The 14,608-nt window shown below is 67.6% G+C and carries 13 protein-coding genes; all 13 read left to right on the top strand.

Annotated elements, in window-relative coordinates:
- Nucleotides 1-401: 401 nt before the first annotated feature.
- The 13 genes from ABH933_RS21980 to ABH933_RS21920 all read left to right on the top strand — a co-directional run bounded on the left by ABH933_RS21980 (nt 402) and on the right by ABH933_RS21920 (nt 14,603).
- Nucleotides 402-842, top strand: a complete 441-nt coding sequence (locus tag ABH933_RS21980) for a hypothetical protein (protein WP_429428474.1) — start codon at nt 402-404, stop codon at nt 840-842.
- A 169-nt stretch (nt 843-1,011) separates the two neighbouring features.
- On the top strand, nt 1,012-2,157 hold the full coding sequence (locus ABH933_RS21975; RefSeq protein WP_429428476.1) for a hypothetical protein: 1,146 nt from the start codon (nt 1,012-1,014) through the stop codon (nt 2,155-2,157).
- 20 nt (nt 2,158-2,177) lie between these two features.
- Nucleotides 2,178-3,425: a cytochrome P450 gene (locus tag ABH933_RS21970; protein WP_429428478.1), complete on the top strand. Its 1,248-nt coding sequence runs from the start codon at nt 2,178-2,180 to the stop codon at nt 3,423-3,425.
- A 30-nt stretch (nt 3,426-3,455) separates the two neighbouring features.
- The gene (locus ABH933_RS21965; protein ID WP_429428480.1) at nt 3,456-3,953 is read left to right on the top strand and encodes a hypothetical protein; all 498 of its coding nucleotides are present in this window, start codon (nt 3,456-3,458) and stop codon (nt 3,951-3,953) included.
- Between the two features lie 452 nt (nt 3,954-4,405).
- Nucleotides 4,406-6,220 carry an acyl-CoA dehydrogenase family protein gene (locus tag ABH933_RS21960; protein WP_429428482.1) on the top strand — a complete coding sequence of 605 codons (1,815 nt, stop codon included), beginning with the start codon at nt 4,406-4,408 and terminating at the stop codon, nt 6,218-6,220.
- A gap of 706 nt (nt 6,221-6,926) precedes the next feature.
- Nucleotides 6,927-7,766, top strand: coding sequence for a dihydropteroate synthase (gene folP, locus ABH933_RS21955; protein ID WP_429428484.1), 840 nt, complete (start codon nt 6,927-6,929; stop codon nt 7,764-7,766).
- A gap of 18 nt (nt 7,767-7,784) precedes the next feature.
- A complete protein-coding gene (locus ABH933_RS21950; protein WP_429428486.1) occupies nt 7,785-8,747 on the top strand; it encodes an NAD-dependent epimerase/dehydratase family protein in 963 nt (320 codons plus the stop codon).
- Between the two features lie 12 nt (nt 8,748-8,759).
- Entirely contained in the window at nt 8,760-9,548 is a 789-nt protein-coding gene (locus tag ABH933_RS21945; protein WP_429428488.1) for a hypothetical protein, read from the top strand.
- Nucleotides 9,545-10,681 carry a MazG nucleotide pyrophosphohydrolase domain-containing protein gene (locus ABH933_RS21940; RefSeq protein ID WP_429428490.1) on the top strand — a complete coding sequence of 379 codons (1,137 nt, stop codon included), beginning with the start codon at nt 9,545-9,547 and terminating at the stop codon, nt 10,679-10,681. Before ABH933_RS21945 ends, ABH933_RS21940 begins: the two co-directional genes overlap by 4 nt.
- Nucleotides 10,681-11,328 (top strand): ATP phosphoribosyltransferase, encoded by a 648-nt coding sequence (gene hisG / locus ABH933_RS21935; protein WP_429428492.1) that lies wholly within the window; start codon nt 10,681-10,683, stop codon nt 11,326-11,328. The genes ABH933_RS21940 and hisG overlap by 1 nt, the downstream gene beginning before the upstream one ends.
- Entirely contained in the window at nt 11,325-12,560 is a 1,236-nt protein-coding gene (locus ABH933_RS21930) for a fructose-bisphosphatase class II (protein WP_429428494.1), read from the top strand. Before hisG ends, ABH933_RS21930 begins: the two co-directional genes overlap by 4 nt.
- Complete coding sequence (locus tag ABH933_RS21925) at nt 12,557-13,759, top strand: hypothetical protein (protein ID WP_429428496.1); 1,203 nt, start codon at nt 12,557-12,559, stop codon at nt 13,757-13,759. The genes ABH933_RS21930 and ABH933_RS21925 overlap by 4 nt, the downstream gene beginning before the upstream one ends.
- Entirely contained in the window at nt 13,749-14,603 is an 855-nt protein-coding gene (locus ABH933_RS21920) for a class II fructose-bisphosphate aldolase (protein ID WP_429428498.1), read from the top strand. Before ABH933_RS21925 ends, ABH933_RS21920 begins: the two co-directional genes overlap by 11 nt.
- Nucleotides 14,604-14,608 lie beyond the last annotated feature (5 nt).

Raw genomic sequence — 14,608 nt, 5'->3', positions numbered from 1 at the left:
CCATCGCGAATGCTCATCACCTCAGCGAACCGAGCTGTGCAGGTCGGCGCCGTACCCCTTGCAGGATCGCCCTGTATTGCGTGGCGATTGCTGGTGCCTCGAGACATGGGAGGTAATCGAATGTGCATGACCAAGTCGCTGTCATACATGCCCGCCAGGGAACGCGACATGATGGCTGTGAGCGACTGCGCGACACCGCCCGCTCCGGAGATCACCACTGTGCAAGCACATGTCATGCGGACTCAGCACGCGGGCCATCCCAGCAGCTGCATACGCAAACTGGCACGCTCCCGGGAAGAGAACGGGGCTCGCCACGAAATCCCCTACGCCCCACCACGATCCGCGAGCAACTCCACAGCGGCGACCAACCCGGGCTCCGAGGCTGAACAGGCGGGGACGGTATGACCGCCACCAGTATTGCGCAGAGCTGGCCGGACTCGCTGGCGTTGATCGGCGCGGTGTCGAATGCGCTGCGCGGAAACTGCAGCCCCGTCGACGCGCATCCGGCGCTGAGCGTGGCGTGCGGGATGGCGCTGCTGTACAGGGAGCGCCGCGAGAACGCCCAGTGGTGCAGCGCCCCGCCGGCCGCGGTCAATTGGGACCAGGCCGACGCGCCTGCGGATACCAACCCGCCCGAGCTGCGTTGGTGCGCTGAGTTCGACCGGATCGCGGCCACAGCGTTTGACCTGGGCCCGGCTCGGCCGGGTGTGCTGGCCGCACGAGTCGTGTACTGGACCGTCTGGGAGAACATCGCCTGCGTGGTGAGCGCGACCCGCGCCTACGACGACTGCCTTACTCGCTTGAAGCTGGCGAACACCCTCGGCGAGCACGCCTACCTCTAACCAACCACCGATCTTTCCTCGCAGCCGGTCGCCCGACCGACCGGCTTGATTCGTCGTGCCCCGAGCACGTCACTTTCCTTGCCCGGAGGCACATTTGACCACCCCAACGCACCCGCCGGGAACCGGCACATGCCCGTTCGCTGCCCCTTCGCACACCGACGCTGAGCAGGTGGTGCAGCTGTACGGGTCTGAGTTCTTCGCCGATCCGCACCGGACGTATCAGCGGATGCATCTCGACCGCGAGCTTGTGGTTCCGGTGGAGATCGGGCCCGGGAACACAGCGACTGCTGTGATCGGGTTCGTGCATGCCCGCGAGGTCCTCGACGATCCCCTGCACTACCCTTCCGACCCAGTAGCGGGGCAGTCCGAGCACCGGGATCGGCCGGATCTGGCTCAGGCCACTGGCGCTGATCACGCGCGGTTGCGCCGAACGGTTCGAGAGTGCCTTGAGCGCACGGATCAGCACGAACTACGCGCCACGGTCGGTGAATTCGCCGCGTTGCTGATCGCCACATTCTCCTTGGAAGGCTCCGCCGATCTCGTCGGTGAATTCGCGATTCCACTTGTCGTGTACACATTCTCGCGGATGTTGGGCGTTCCGCCCGACATGTGGCACCAGGCCGACATCGCGGTCAGGACCCTGCGCACCACGGGAGACACGAGCGCGCTGACCCAGCTCGTCTGGTCGGCAGTGGAGTCCGCCCGGATGACCCCGGGGGCAGATGTGGCCTCGTGGTTGTGCAGGCACCCCGAAACCCTGGACGACTACGAGGTGGTTCAGCAGGTGCAGTTGCTGTACACGAGCGGCTGCCTGGCGACCATCGATCTGATCGCCAACACCCTGATGCTGGCGATGACCGACGAGGTGTTCTGCGAGGACGTGATGTGCGGATCGCTGAGCTTGCGGGACGCGCTCGAGCACGTACTGGCCGTCGAACCGCCACGCCCGACCCTGCGCCCACGGTTTCCCCCGAACCTGCAGATCCGCGATGGCGTCCATCTGTACCCGAACCAGCCGGTACTCCTCAGCGTGGCCGGCTGCGCCGCCGATCCGGTCATGGCCACCGACCACACCAGAAAGGTCGGCAACCGGTCCCATCTGGCGTGGGGCGGCGGTCAGCACAAATGCCCGGACGCGGCGGCGGCGATGGCGATGCTCATCGCCGAGGAAGCCCTGAACCTGTTGCTGGAATCCCTCCCCGACATGAAGCGGGCACCCGGCACGCGGATCGAGTGGCTACACACCTTGTATCACCGTGCGCTGGTTGCCCTTTCGGTCACATTCGCACCGACACCACCGCTTCCGCACCCTTAAGCACCCAGGAGACCACCGCTGTGCTGCCGAACTCCATTCCCACCCCCTCGGACACAGATTCGAAGCCGAAGCCGATCGAGGACGTCTGCGAACGAATCCGGATCCACAACCGGGAATTCGCTGATGACCCCCACAAGGTCTACGCCTGGATGCGCGCTCAGAGCCCGCTGGTCCCGGTCGAACTCGCGCCGGGCGTGCCCGCGACGCTGGTGGTCAGATACCGTGCCGCGCTGCGCATCCTCAACGATCCTGAACGGTTTCCCGCCGACCCGCGTCGATGGCAACTCACCATGCCTTCCGGTTGCCCGATCGCGCCGATGGTCCAGTGGCGGCCGAACGCATTGCGCAGCGCCGGAGTCGCCCATGACCGGTATCGACGCGCCAACCTCGACAGCCTCGACGGCATCGATCTGCACCGCCTGCGCGAAACGGTGATCGACGCTGCCGAAGCGCGTCTGGATGCACTGTGCCGCCGACGAGACATCCAGGACGCCAACCGAATAGACGTCATCAGCGACTACGCGCGCCCCCTCGTATTCGGGGTACTCAACCAGCTACTGGGCTGCACCGACGAAGTCGGCGACGAGGTCGCCTGGGCTCTGGCCCGCATGTTCGAGTCGACCGAGCACACCGAACAGGTCAACATGGTGCTGGGCCGATCACTGGGCGGGCACATCGCCGCCAAGGAGGCCGTCCCCGGAAACGATGTCACCTCGCGCCTGATCGCACACGACACCGGCTTGGACGATGAGGAGCTGGTAAACCAGCTGGTGACCTTGTTCGGAGCCGGACTCGAACCGACAACCAATCTGCTCGCCAACACCCTGCTGCTGATATTCACCGACCCCCGATTCATGGCAAACGGGGACGGTTTCGGTGTGCCGATCCGCGAGGCGGTCACCGAGATCGAGATCACCGACCCGCCGATGGCGAACTACTGCCTGTCCTATCCACCGGCCGGGGTCGATGTCGACGGGATTTGGCTGCCCGCCCACCAGCCGGTGGTGATCAGCATGGCCTCCTGCAACAACGACCCCGCCATCGCCGGTGTTGACGGCAAATACCTCCAAGCCGGCTGGGGACTGGGCTATTCCGCCGGGCCGCACCAGTGCCCGAAAACAGCGCAGGCCGTCGCCCGCCTGATCGCGACCGAAGGGAACACGCGGTTCATCGACAGGCTGCCCGACGCCCGCCCGCTTGGGCGACCGGTCTGGCGGCCGGGACCGTTCCACCGGGCCCTGTCCAGATTCCCCGTCAGCCTGCACTGATCCGCGCCCGCTCACACGAGGACACCACCGATGACCACCGATTCCGCCCCCGTCGCGTTGGACTACAACGGTTCACCCGTCCCGCACACCTTCCTGGACACCTACCATCGCGAGTTCATCAACTACCACCGCTCCAACGGGCACCTGAGCTCCCAGCAGCTTGACGCGCTCGACCGGGACCCTCACTACTACCTCGAGTTCTTCGACCAGCAGTTGGCTGCCGCGCGCCAGGCCCTGACCCTCGAGCAGGCCCTGACCCTGGCCGACGAAATCAGCACGCCGACAGGCCAGTTCGATGACCGATGGTGGCCGCACCCGGGCCGCACTATGGCCGCGGCACTGCGAGCCGGCGCCAGCGTGCCGTTCCACAACGAGCGATGGCGCGCGGACTGGCCGGAACTGGCCACGGTGTGTGAAACATGGACACCCCCACAAGCGTTCGCCGTCCTCGGCGCGCTCACCCGCAGCCGCCACATCCGGTCGGACTGGGTCGGCATCCTTCAAGCCTCGGGCCTCTGGCTCGGCTGACCCTTCATCCGAATCGATACCGCGCGGACTCGGCGACACAGAAAGTGTCCGGCCCGCAGAGAACGACATGACACATCCCAATCTCGTTGTGTCGCACCGTGAGTCACCTCTGCAAGACCGGCTTCCAGTAACCAGAACCCATGAAGGAGGTGGTGCCGCGCCAGTATCGGCTTCGGTCCGAGAACGGCGAATGATCGAACTCTTGATCCAGCGCTGTATTGGTTACAGCGAGATAGGCACAGCAGTGCCCCGCAGGGAAAACGCAGGTCCACTCAGTGACGCCAGGATCTGTCGTGCACCTCTGCGGGGCCGGTACACCGGCACGCACGCTGCTATCCATCACAGCTCAACCTCGGCATGCCATCACGAAAGTGCGTGCAGCTCAAGTTATTCGGTGATCAAACCCGGCCAAATTCACCGGGCGCAACACCGGCACTCCCGAAGGGACAGTCATGACACTCCATGGCACGCTGGACAGTCCGCTCAACACCGATCTCGTCGACGCCCTGCACACGGTGCTGGTCGGCTCGGACGGCCCGATGCGCGCACGGGCCCGTGAAGCGGTGCTCGCCGTGCGGGACGTGCCGACGTCCGGGCTGACGTACGCCGAGCAGCACTCGCGCACACCGGATCTGCTGCGAGCACTCATCCGCGAAATGGGCGGCTCCGCACGCGATATCGCCGGTGACCCCCGCCTGCGCGGGGTCCTGTTCGAAGAGGCGGCCGTCGCCGCGCCCTCGGTGCTGACCCTGATGAGCGGGCACCTCAACCTGGCGCTGGGCGCCATCCTGTCCTCCGGCATCGAGACCGAGTACGTGCGACGCTGCGCCACCGACCTCGACACCGGCGCCGCGGTGGGGGTGCTGATGCTGACCGAATTGGCCGGAACGAACGGCCCCCACTGCCGCACGACCGCCACCTGGGATCCGGCGGTCGGAGGGGTCCGGCTCGCGACCCCGGCCATCGACGCGGCGAAGTTCATGGCGAACCTGGCAGGCTATGCGACCGGGAAGATTGCCGTGGTTACCGCGCGCCTGCAATTCGACGGCCGCGATGAAGGGGTGCTGCCGTTTCTGCTGCCCGTGCGCGACGCCGACGGGCAACTCGCTCCCGGGGTGCGGGTGACGGCGCTCGCGGAGAAGATCGGGTCGGCCTCGGCGATGGACCACGGGCTGATCGAGTTCGATCCGGCCGAGTGCGTGCTTCCCCGCGAGGCGCTGCTGGGCGGGGACTGGGCACGCATCACCGGCAGCGGCGAATTCGAGTGCACTGTCCCGTGGGAGCAGCGGTTCGCCCGCACGAGCGAACCGCTGGGTGGTGGTCGAGTGGATCTGCCGTGTGGTGCGATCGCCACCGCTCGCGCCGCGCTGGCGGGCCTGGTCGGTTACGCGGGGCAGCGCTGCCCTGGCCGGACGGTCATGATCGACCGCGGACCGGTGCAGCGCGACATCGTGACCGCGCTGGCGGCGGTCTGGGCCACCAGCATCCTCGGCCGTCGGATACGCGAACTCCGTGCGGCCGATGCATCACCGTGGTCGACGCTGGGGCCCATGGTGGCCAAGCCGCTACTATCGGGCACCGCCTACGACGTGCTGGCGATGTGCCGCCGCCGCGCCGGCGCGCAAGGCATTCTGCGCTCGAACTACATCCCGGACTGGATCGCCAATGCCGACGGCATCTCCACCGCCGAGGGCGACGACCAGATCATGCAGGTCGCGGCCGGACGACGCTACAACGACCTGCTCGAGCTGCACCTACCGGAAACCCCCAGCACTCTGCCGCCGTACCTCGATCTGCTGATCGAGCGCGAACACGCAATCGCGGGCGGGATGCACCGCGGCAATTACGGTGCGGCAGGCCCAGTTTGGGGTTCAGACACCGCGGCCGCAGAGCTGACCGCCGCGACCGGGGAACGCCTGGCCGCGACCGCACTGCACACCGCGGCGGCCACCGCACCCCATCCAGCCGCCGAACGCCTCTTGCACTCGGCGGCTGCCGCCTACGCGCTGGGCCGCATCTACGACCACGGCGGCTGGTACGCAGTTCACGGCCTGATAAACGGCGAGCAGGCCACCGGGATCCACACCGAACTGCTCAAGCACCGCGGCACGCTCGCCGACTCCATGGCCGAACTCGTGGCCGCCTTCGACATCCCCGCCCTGCTCGGTGCACCGCTGTTCGCGGCGGACTACCTCGACCCCTATCGGACACTGACCGGCTCAAATACCGACATGCTCCCTGTGGTCTCGGTCCGCCGGGCCAGCTGAGCGCCATCCCGCGATGTATCTCCCAATGCCGCACGCCCGTAGCCACATTCCCACATACAGGACTCAAATACATTCCACACCACAAGATTTCCGTTTGCACAGATCAGCGCGCCGGCCGGTGCGGATCACACGAGCGTTGGTGTCGCGCGCTACCGCAACGACTGCGATATCCCCCGATCTCGAACCAGGAGAGCAACAATGCCCCGGACCCCGCAAATCGGCCTCGACCACAACGCCGAAACCCCTGAGCCGCAGCGCTCGGCGCCGGTCCTGTCCTTCCCCTCATCGCCGGAGGACTACTACCACAATATTCCGTTCGTCGAGCCCGGGACGGTAACCCTGATGATGTGCGGGCCCAGGACCCCGACGGCTGGTCTCACCTGGACGTCTCGAACGGGAAGAAGCTACGAGATCAACCCGTCAAGGGATTCGACGCGATGCTCGCGGCGCTCAACCCTCATCGGCAAGGATAGCCGCGAATCTGCCAGGGCAAGAGCTCATTTCGCTGAGTCTGGCAGGTTCGGTCGAACGCGCCAGTCCGGCCCACACGCACCGTCGATGAACGACTCGCCACCGAAAAGATGATGCGCATCGAATAGGAAGCATTGCACGACCACATATTTCAATCATCCAGACTTCCGAGCGACCTCGAAGGACGGTAGATGTGAGTACATCAGATGCTGAAAAATTTTGCGGCCGTTGGCCATTGGCGCTTTCCGGTGAGGACGTCAAGATCGTAGGGGTCATCAATACCTCGCCGGATTCGTATTTCGCCGACTCGATCACTACAGACGTCGACACGGCATTATCGGCTGCGCGGACACATATCCAGCAGGGTGCGCACTACGTGGAAGTGGGCGGGCTCTCGGGAGGTTCGGCGGCGCGGCGGGTCGACGAGCAGGAGGAGATGGCGCGGACCCTGCCGGTGGTGGAGGCGATCGTGGCGGAATTCCCGCAGGTCGCGGTGACGGTCGACACGTTCCGGTCTGCAATCGCGAAGGCCGCCTTGGCTGCCGGCGCGTGCGCGATCAACGACGTCACCGCGATGACTTTCGACGACGCGATGATCGGTGTCGCGATCGAGCACGGTGCGCAGGTGTTCCTGATGCACCTGGAAGGCCCCGGCGGGCACAAGGGACGCAAGCTGAACCGCCCGTATTTCACCGATGTTGTCGGCCAGGTCAAGGAGTTCTTCGTCGAGCGGATTCAGACGTTGACCGAGGCCGGGATGAGTCGCGACAAGATTGTCATTGATGTCGGGCTGGGGGCAGGCAAGCGACCGTGGCACGACTATGCGCTGCTGGCTCGGTTGGGTGAGTTCAGCGAGCTGGGTGTGGCACAGATGTCGGCGTGCTCACGCAAGCAGTTCGTCGAGGCGGTCAGCCCGGTGCCGCCGAAGGACCGGCTGGGCGGGAGCATCGCGGGGTCGCTGTGGTCGGTGATGGCTGGTGGGTGCACGTATCTGCGTGTTCACGAGGTCCGCCCGTATGCGCAGATGCTTGATGTGTGGGCCGGGATCGAGTCCTACCGGTCCGCTGGTGCCTGAGTACGGGCGAGGCTGATCATGGGACTAGTTCTGATCACCGGCGCCGGAGGCTATCTGGGCGGGCTGCTCGCGCACGCCTACGCCCGAGAGCGGGGCGCCGATCAGGTGCGGTGTGTGGTGCGTCAGCGTCCGCACGCGGACCGGCTGGCCGCCGCGGGGTTCGAGGTCGTGTCCGGCGACCTGATGGAGGCAGCCGTACGGGCCCGCGCGACCGAGGGCACGAAGTTGGTGATCCATGCCGCAGCACGGCTCGGCACCGGGCTGCCCGCGGAGTTCAGCGAGGTCAACGCTGGGATGACCCGGTGGCTGAGCGAGGCTGCCCTCGCTGAGCGGGCGCGCATGGTCTATATCAGCACGATCGAAGCCTACGGCTGTTTCGCCGGGCGCACCCTGCGCGAGGACCAGCCCCATCTGCCCAATGGGCACCCGTACTCGGAGTCGAAATACGCTGGTGAGCAAGGAGTGTCGCGGACCTATCGGCTCGCTGGGTGCGCGGACTACTGCATTGTGCGGCCGGGGATGATCTACGGTCCGGCCTCGCCGTATTGGACGCAGCGCTATCTGCGGATGGCGGCGCAGGGCGGCATCGGCGTACTCGGGGACGGCGGACGCGTGTTTCCGGTGTTCGACGCTGATGTTGTGCGCGCGGTGATGACAGCCGCGACGGCCGACGCCGCCCGTGGGCAGATCTACAACCTCGTACACGACGAGGCCCTGTCGTGGTGGGACTGGGCCCACGCCCACCATCAGCTCGTCGGCCGCGGCGCACCACACCGCGAATCGGTGGCGATGCTGCGCGTGCGGTCTGCGGTGCGCCGGGCCTGGGGGTGGCCGACTTTTGACCGGCGCCTCGAGGTCGAGCTGCGCGAGGCGAGGATCCCGCACAAGAAGGCCCGCGTCGAACTCGGCTGGCATCCCGTGCGGTTCCGCGCGGGGATGGTGCGTTGCGCTCCCGCGCTCACAAGAGACGAAACACAGTGAAAGGCAGAAGCTTTGACTATCACCTCTCCGCTACTACGGGTGCTGACGCGCGGTCGTCGCGCGCCTGACGCCGGCCAGCGCACCACGCAGTTAGCTCGAAAGGTCCGCCCGGATCTGCGGCTGCCGTGGACGATGATCGAACCCAGCCGCACGCAGCGCGCGTTCGCGACGGGGTCGGTGGGCTGGTTCTCGCCCACGCACCAGTGGGCCGACCGGGTATCGGCCGTTGTGATCGACCACGCCCCGGAGCTGGAGGCGGCGGAGTTCCTCGACCGGCTCATCGACGAGTTCGCCACCGCGGCTGGTGAGGATCTGGACCTGTGCCCGGCGGTGGGGATCGCGATGCTTCTGGCGTTGTGGGACAGCGAGTTCCGAGCCAGCGGTCTGTATGGCGGGAACATCTATCTGGCCTCGGCCGGTTCGGTGGCCGCGCTGGGAGATGTCGCGGGCTGGAGTGCCCCGCTCCTGGTCGATGCCGGCGTCCTCGAGCGGGTGTTGCTTTCGATGGCCTCGGCAGAGTTGCTGTATCAGTTCCCCGTGGCGGCCAAGTTCCGCGGTGAATTCGGGCCCGACCGTCAGCTGCGGTTGAACTGCTGGGGCCGCCAGCTCGCCGAGCGGGTGATCCGCGGCGGCGCCGCCACGACCCGCATCACCGCAGCACGCGAGCGCATCCGCCACCATCTCGAAAACTATGACGGCCAATACCGCCGCCACATGGAGGTGCTCGCACACCTCGAGGACTACCAGCCCGGTCACGCGTGGGCCTGCGCGCGGTCCCTGCCCGTGGGAGTGCTCGTATGACCGGCGCGGACCGAGCCCCCGGCGCACAGGCACGAGTAACGGTGGTGTGGCAGCCGGACCCCGGTGCCAGTGCCGAAGACATCGCTGATGTCCGGGCCTTGCCCGACCGGAAGGTCCTGGATGTCGTTGTGGCTCTGAAGGTCTCGTCACAGTCACCAGCGCAGCCCTCGGACTCCGGGGCTGTGCGGATCTGCCAACGCTCGGCGTGCGAGTTCGCGGTGCATGTGCGTGGGCAGGACTGGGCCACCGCGCGCAAACAGTGTGCGGATATTGTGCTGGCGCTGATCGCGCATCTGCGCGGCATGGCGTACCTGCGCTGCACTGTCGCCTCCGCCGCGGTCGCGTGCACGAAATCGGTGCTGCTGGCCGAAGCTCCGACCGGTCCCGGCACCGGCCCGCTGCGGCTGCGGGGCTCACATGTGCTGGTCGACGCGAGTTCGAGCACCACGGTGACCGCGCATATCGTGGCCGCCGGAACCCTGCTGCGCGAAGCCACGGTCACGGTCGAGGCCGTACCGGTGGGGGCGGTCGTGCTCGTGCGCGCCGATCCCGACTCCTACATGAGTCCCAAGGCGATCCTGCCGCACCTACACGCGCGCCGGGGCACACCGACAGCCCAGCTCGACGCCGCGACGACCGGACCCGGCGGAGCCCGGCTGTGCGCGCTACTCGATTCCGCCACCGAAGCCCACCTGCGCAGTCTGTCGGTGGCGATCCTGTCGGCCTGCGTCGACGCGGCGCGACTGTTCGACTGGGCCCACAGCGGCAAGCTGATCGCGCTGATCGGACCCGCACCGGCGCAGTATCCGCCGGCGGCGCTGGCGCAGGTGCAGGTCATGCAGCACCTCGCCGCGCAGGTGTACGGGCGCCTGGACCCCGAGCACGCGATCGCGTGGACTACCGAGGAGCTCGGTGAAGCGGCACAGGCGATCCGGCGGCGCGAGAGCCCGGCACGGATCGCCGAAGAACTCGGCCAGCTGCATAACTGGGTCTTGTGCCTGGCGAACATCGCCGGCGTCGATCTGGCCGCCTGCACCGACAGCGCACTGCAGCACGAAGCACGCCGCCAGCTCAGCAAGCACGGCGGACTGCGCCCATACCGGTCCGCACCGCCGTTCCGGACAGTGTCGTGATGCGCTTGGCGGTGCCGGGCGGACGGTTGTGGGACCGGAGCCGGGCCCTTTTGGCCGACCTCGATGTCACCACCGCCGATGCTCGGACCCGGCGACGGTACGTGTTCGACCGTCCGGCCGGGGATCTGCAGTGCCTGGTGTTGAAGATCCCCGACATCGCCGCGGCAGTGGGTGACGGGCTGGTGGATCTGGCCGTGGCATCGGACGAATGGCTCCTCGAGCGCGACATCCGCTATACGAGCCTGATTCCGTTGTGCTGGTATCACATTCGGGTCGCCCTGCTGGTGCCCGAGCATTCGGTTCCCGGGGCCGGGCCATGGAGCGTGGCGACCCCGTACCCGCGGTTGGCCGCGGACATGCTGGACCCGGACCGGTTCCGGATTCGCGAGGTGGTCGGCGCGGTGGAGGCGTATCCCGGTCAGCTAACCGATCTGGCGATCGATTGCGTCGAAACCGGGACCACCGCCGCCAGCAACGGGCTCACCATCGCGCGGGAATTGCTGCGCGCGGACGTGCGGTTGGTCGCTGGCCCGAACACCGATATCACCACTGCTGTTGCGCGCGAGGTCCTTTCGGTCGCCGCACGGCATGCGGTGCGGGCGCAGTGCTCGTTCGCCGATGACGGTCAGGCGGTGAGCGTGCGATGAACAACACGCACGCCGCGCTCGCGGCGACCGCGGCGGCGACCGCTGTCGCGGCGACCTATCCGTTCGTCGGACTGGGCCCGCAGGTCAAGAACCTCCTGGATAGTGCGGCGGCCGAGGCCATCACGATCACCCTGGGCACCGCCACGCTTGCAGGCGGAAGCCGGATCCGGGTGGCCGGATGTGAAGGTGCCCGCGACGCATCGCCCACGGTCGAATTGCCTTCCGCCACAGGACCAGCCGAGCTGGACCTGTATTGCGACCCGGTCGACGGCACCCTGAACGCGGCGCGCGGCGGCCCCCGCGCGGTCAGCGTGGTGGGCTTCGGCCGTCCCGGCACCGCCACGCCCCTGTTCGACGACCAGGCGATCTTCGCCGTCGGCAGCCACAGCCAGGATGTGAGCGCGGTCTTCAATTACGGCGCAGACCTTTTCGGGCTGATCGCCGAGCATCTGCACCGCCCGGAGCTGATGACCGCGACCCTCAACCGCGAAGACAACCTGGGCTTGCTGGGCGAGCTGGCCGGACAGTACGCAGCCGGGCGGGTGATCGGCAGTCGTAGCGGATACCGGCCCACGATCGCCGGGCCGGGCTGGAGCGCGGTCGGGGACACCACCATCCCCTTGCCGTTCGAGTGCGATCTCGAATTCGGCCGGATCGGGTTGGTGGAAGCGCAGATTCAATCCGCGCTCTATCCGAGCTGGTCCGGGCTGGTGGTCTCCCGCGACCGGATCCGCACCCACCCAGGCGGGCTGCGCGGCTACCTCCAGGACTACCTGCATGCCCGCACCCGCACCGACCGCGCAACGCTGCGATCCCTGTTCACCGCAAGGGAACTCGCCCGGTTCGACCGACAACAGATGCCGATCGAGGATCTCACCGCGCCGCTGCGCCCGGACCGCTTCGGCGCCGGTGCCGAAGCGGTGATCGCGATCGCCGCGGTGACCGGCCTGCACGACCCCGTAACCGGGCACCCCGCCGATGTCCTGCACGCTCCGGTCTGGCACAGCGGGCCCGGCCGCCTCGAGGTCGACACCCTCACCACAAGCGGCGGCGCCATCACTCGCCGTGCGGTCACCATCACTCCCGCCGACACCCCAGGATTGCAACCCCAGGCCCGCGCCTGGTATCGCACGCTGCACTGGTCCGACGTCCCCGGCGCCGAGGATCTATCCGCCTGCGCAGAAGGACGAAACCCGAATGCACACAACCTGATCGAAGCGAGGCAACGATGATCGACGCCCGCTCACAATGGTCGCACACCCAGCTCACCAGCGAGTTCCTCGCCGAGTCGTGCTGCTTCGCCGATATGACCGGAGACGGCCGCGAGGATCTCGTGGCCGGAGATCGCTGGTGGACCCTGGACCCACCGCACACTGCCACGGTGTTCCGCACGGTCGCCGATGCGTGGTTGCCGCCCTGGGGCGGCGGCAATCGCCCGGACCCGCATGCGCACCTACGCGAATCCAGCAGCTTGCCGCCGCAGTACAAGGCCGCCACCTACGACTGGCCGATCGGCTCACACGGCGGAGTGCCCGATGCGCTGCTGTCGGTGGGCATGCATCGCGACCCCGTACGGTGGTTCGCCCACCGTTCGGGGGCGCAGGCCTGGGACATCCGGCCGGTCACCTCGGGGGGAACTTACGAGTCGGCCGTCTACGCCGACCTCGACACTGCCGGAACGCGCGGGCTGGTGACCGTCCCGTATCGCCCCAGCATCGCCTGGTACGAACCCGGCGATGACCCGCATGCCCCCTGGATCGAGCACGCCGTAGGGCCCCGGGGAGGGAACTGGCACGGGCTGGGCGTGGGCGTCGTGGACGACGACCGGCCACACATCCTGACCCCCACCGGAATCTACGCCCCGCGCGAGGATATCCGGGCTCCGTGGCGGTGGAGCCCGCTGCGCCAGATCGACGAGCACGGCACACTCAGCGACGGGTTGGGCGATGTGCACCTGATCCACACACGCCGGCTCGGCCATGGCTCGGCGAGCTTGTTCGCCGCCAGCCCGCACGGGCGCGGGCTGTGGCGGTGGGATCCGGTCGAGACCACCACGACCGGCCGGGTCTACCAGCGCAGCACCCTCGAGGCGGCCACGTCCCAACTGCACGCGGTGGCCGTGCTGCCCGCCGCCGCCGGCGAGCCGGTGGATGCGTGGGTGATCACCGGAAAACGCTGGCACGCCCACGGCCCCGACCACGACATCGACCCGAACGGCACACCGGTGCTGTTCCGCATCGGCGTCCACGTCGACCCGCACGAACCCGTTCAGGCGGAGTTGATCTGCGACCACAGCGGGGTCGGGATGAACTTCGCCGCCCGCCGACTCGGCGACGGCCGGATGCAGATCGCCACTGCCAACAAACGCGGCGTGCACCTGTTCACCCAAACCCGTACACCCGAGATGAAGGAGACCCCGCATGGGAAATAAGCCCCGCACCATCACCGAACTGCTCGACGACCTCGGCGAACGACATGCGCTGTGCGCGGTCAACGTCGAGAGCTTCGACACCCTGCACCCGGCGCTGCGCGCAGCCGCGGACACCGGCTGTCCGATCGCGATCGCCTACTCGGTGCCCGCCGCGCGATACCTCGGCTTCGCCGAAACCGCCGCGCTGGTGGAGACCGTCGCCGGCTGGTACCCGAGCGTGGAATACGCACTGCACCTGGACCATTGCGAAGACCCCGCCGACCTGCGCGCCGCGATCGACGCCGGATTCAGCAGCGGCAACTTCCTCAACGAAGGCCAGCTGTCCGAGCACGCCTACCTGGCCGCAGCCGTGGGATTGCAGCACGACCTGGGCGGACGCGCCTCACTGGAATTCGTCCTGGGCCAGCTCGGGCACGTCGAACACGAGCACAACACCGTGCCGATCCAAGCCCTCACTGTGGACGCCGTGGCCCGCTTCGCCGCCGCCTGCGCACCCGACATCCTCGGATTCGACTGCGGCTCCAAACACGGCATGCGCACCCGCACCCAGCCGATCGCCACCGACCTGATCGCCGGAGTCGCCCGAGCCACCGGACTGCCGATCGTGCTGCACGGATCCTCCGGCGTCACCCCGGACCAACTGCGCGCCGGAATCGACGCGGGAATCCGCAAAGTCAACATCGAAACCGCCCTGCGCACCACCTACATGAACACCGTGCGCGTCACCCTCGCCGGTGCTGGTCCCGGTGCTCGCAAGCCCCGCTACCTGACCCGGGCCACCGACGAAACGATGCACGCGGTCTACACCACCCTGCTCACCGACTACACCCTGCGGAAGGCGTGAAACCC

Origin of the sequence: Nocardia sp. GP40, from assembly GCF_050434125.1 — a bacterium.
Taxonomy (GTDB): domain Bacteria; phylum Actinomycetota; class Actinomycetes; order Mycobacteriales; family Mycobacteriaceae; genus Nocardia; species Nocardia albiluteola.
The sequence above is the reverse complement of the archived record's forward strand: the minus strand, read 5'-3'. Positions and strand labels throughout refer to the sequence as shown.

Bases quoted from the DNA above. Each gene is read 5' to 3' on its own strand.
- ABH933_RS21950 (WP_429428486.1), top strand. From the start codon at position 7,785: ATGGGACTAGTTCTGATCACCGGCGCCGGAGGCTATCTGGGCGGGCTG.
- hisG (WP_429428492.1), top strand. From the start codon at position 10,681: ATGCGCTTGGCGGTGCCGGGCGGACGGTTGTGGGACCGGAGCCGGGCC.
- ABH933_RS21940 (WP_429428490.1), top strand. From the start codon at position 9,545: ATGACCGGCGCGGACCGAGCCCCCGGCGCACAGGCACGAGTAACGGTG.
- ABH933_RS21960 (WP_429428482.1), top strand. From the start codon at position 4,406: ATGACACTCCATGGCACGCTGGACAGTCCGCTCAACACCGATCTCGTC.
- ABH933_RS21920 (WP_429428498.1), top strand. From the start codon at position 13,749: ATGGGAAATAAGCCCCGCACCATCACCGAACTGCTCGACGACCTCGGC.
- ABH933_RS21925 (WP_429428496.1), top strand. From the start codon at position 12,557: ATGATCGACGCCCGCTCACAATGGTCGCACACCCAGCTCACCAGCGAG.
- ABH933_RS21930 (WP_429428494.1), top strand. From the start codon at position 11,325: ATGAACAACACGCACGCCGCGCTCGCGGCGACCGCGGCGGCGACCGCT.
- ABH933_RS21980 (WP_429428474.1), top strand. From the start codon at position 402: ATGACCGCCACCAGTATTGCGCAGAGCTGGCCGGACTCGCTGGCGTTG.
- ABH933_RS21965 (WP_429428480.1), top strand. From the start codon at position 3,456: ATGACCACCGATTCCGCCCCCGTCGCGTTGGACTACAACGGTTCACCC.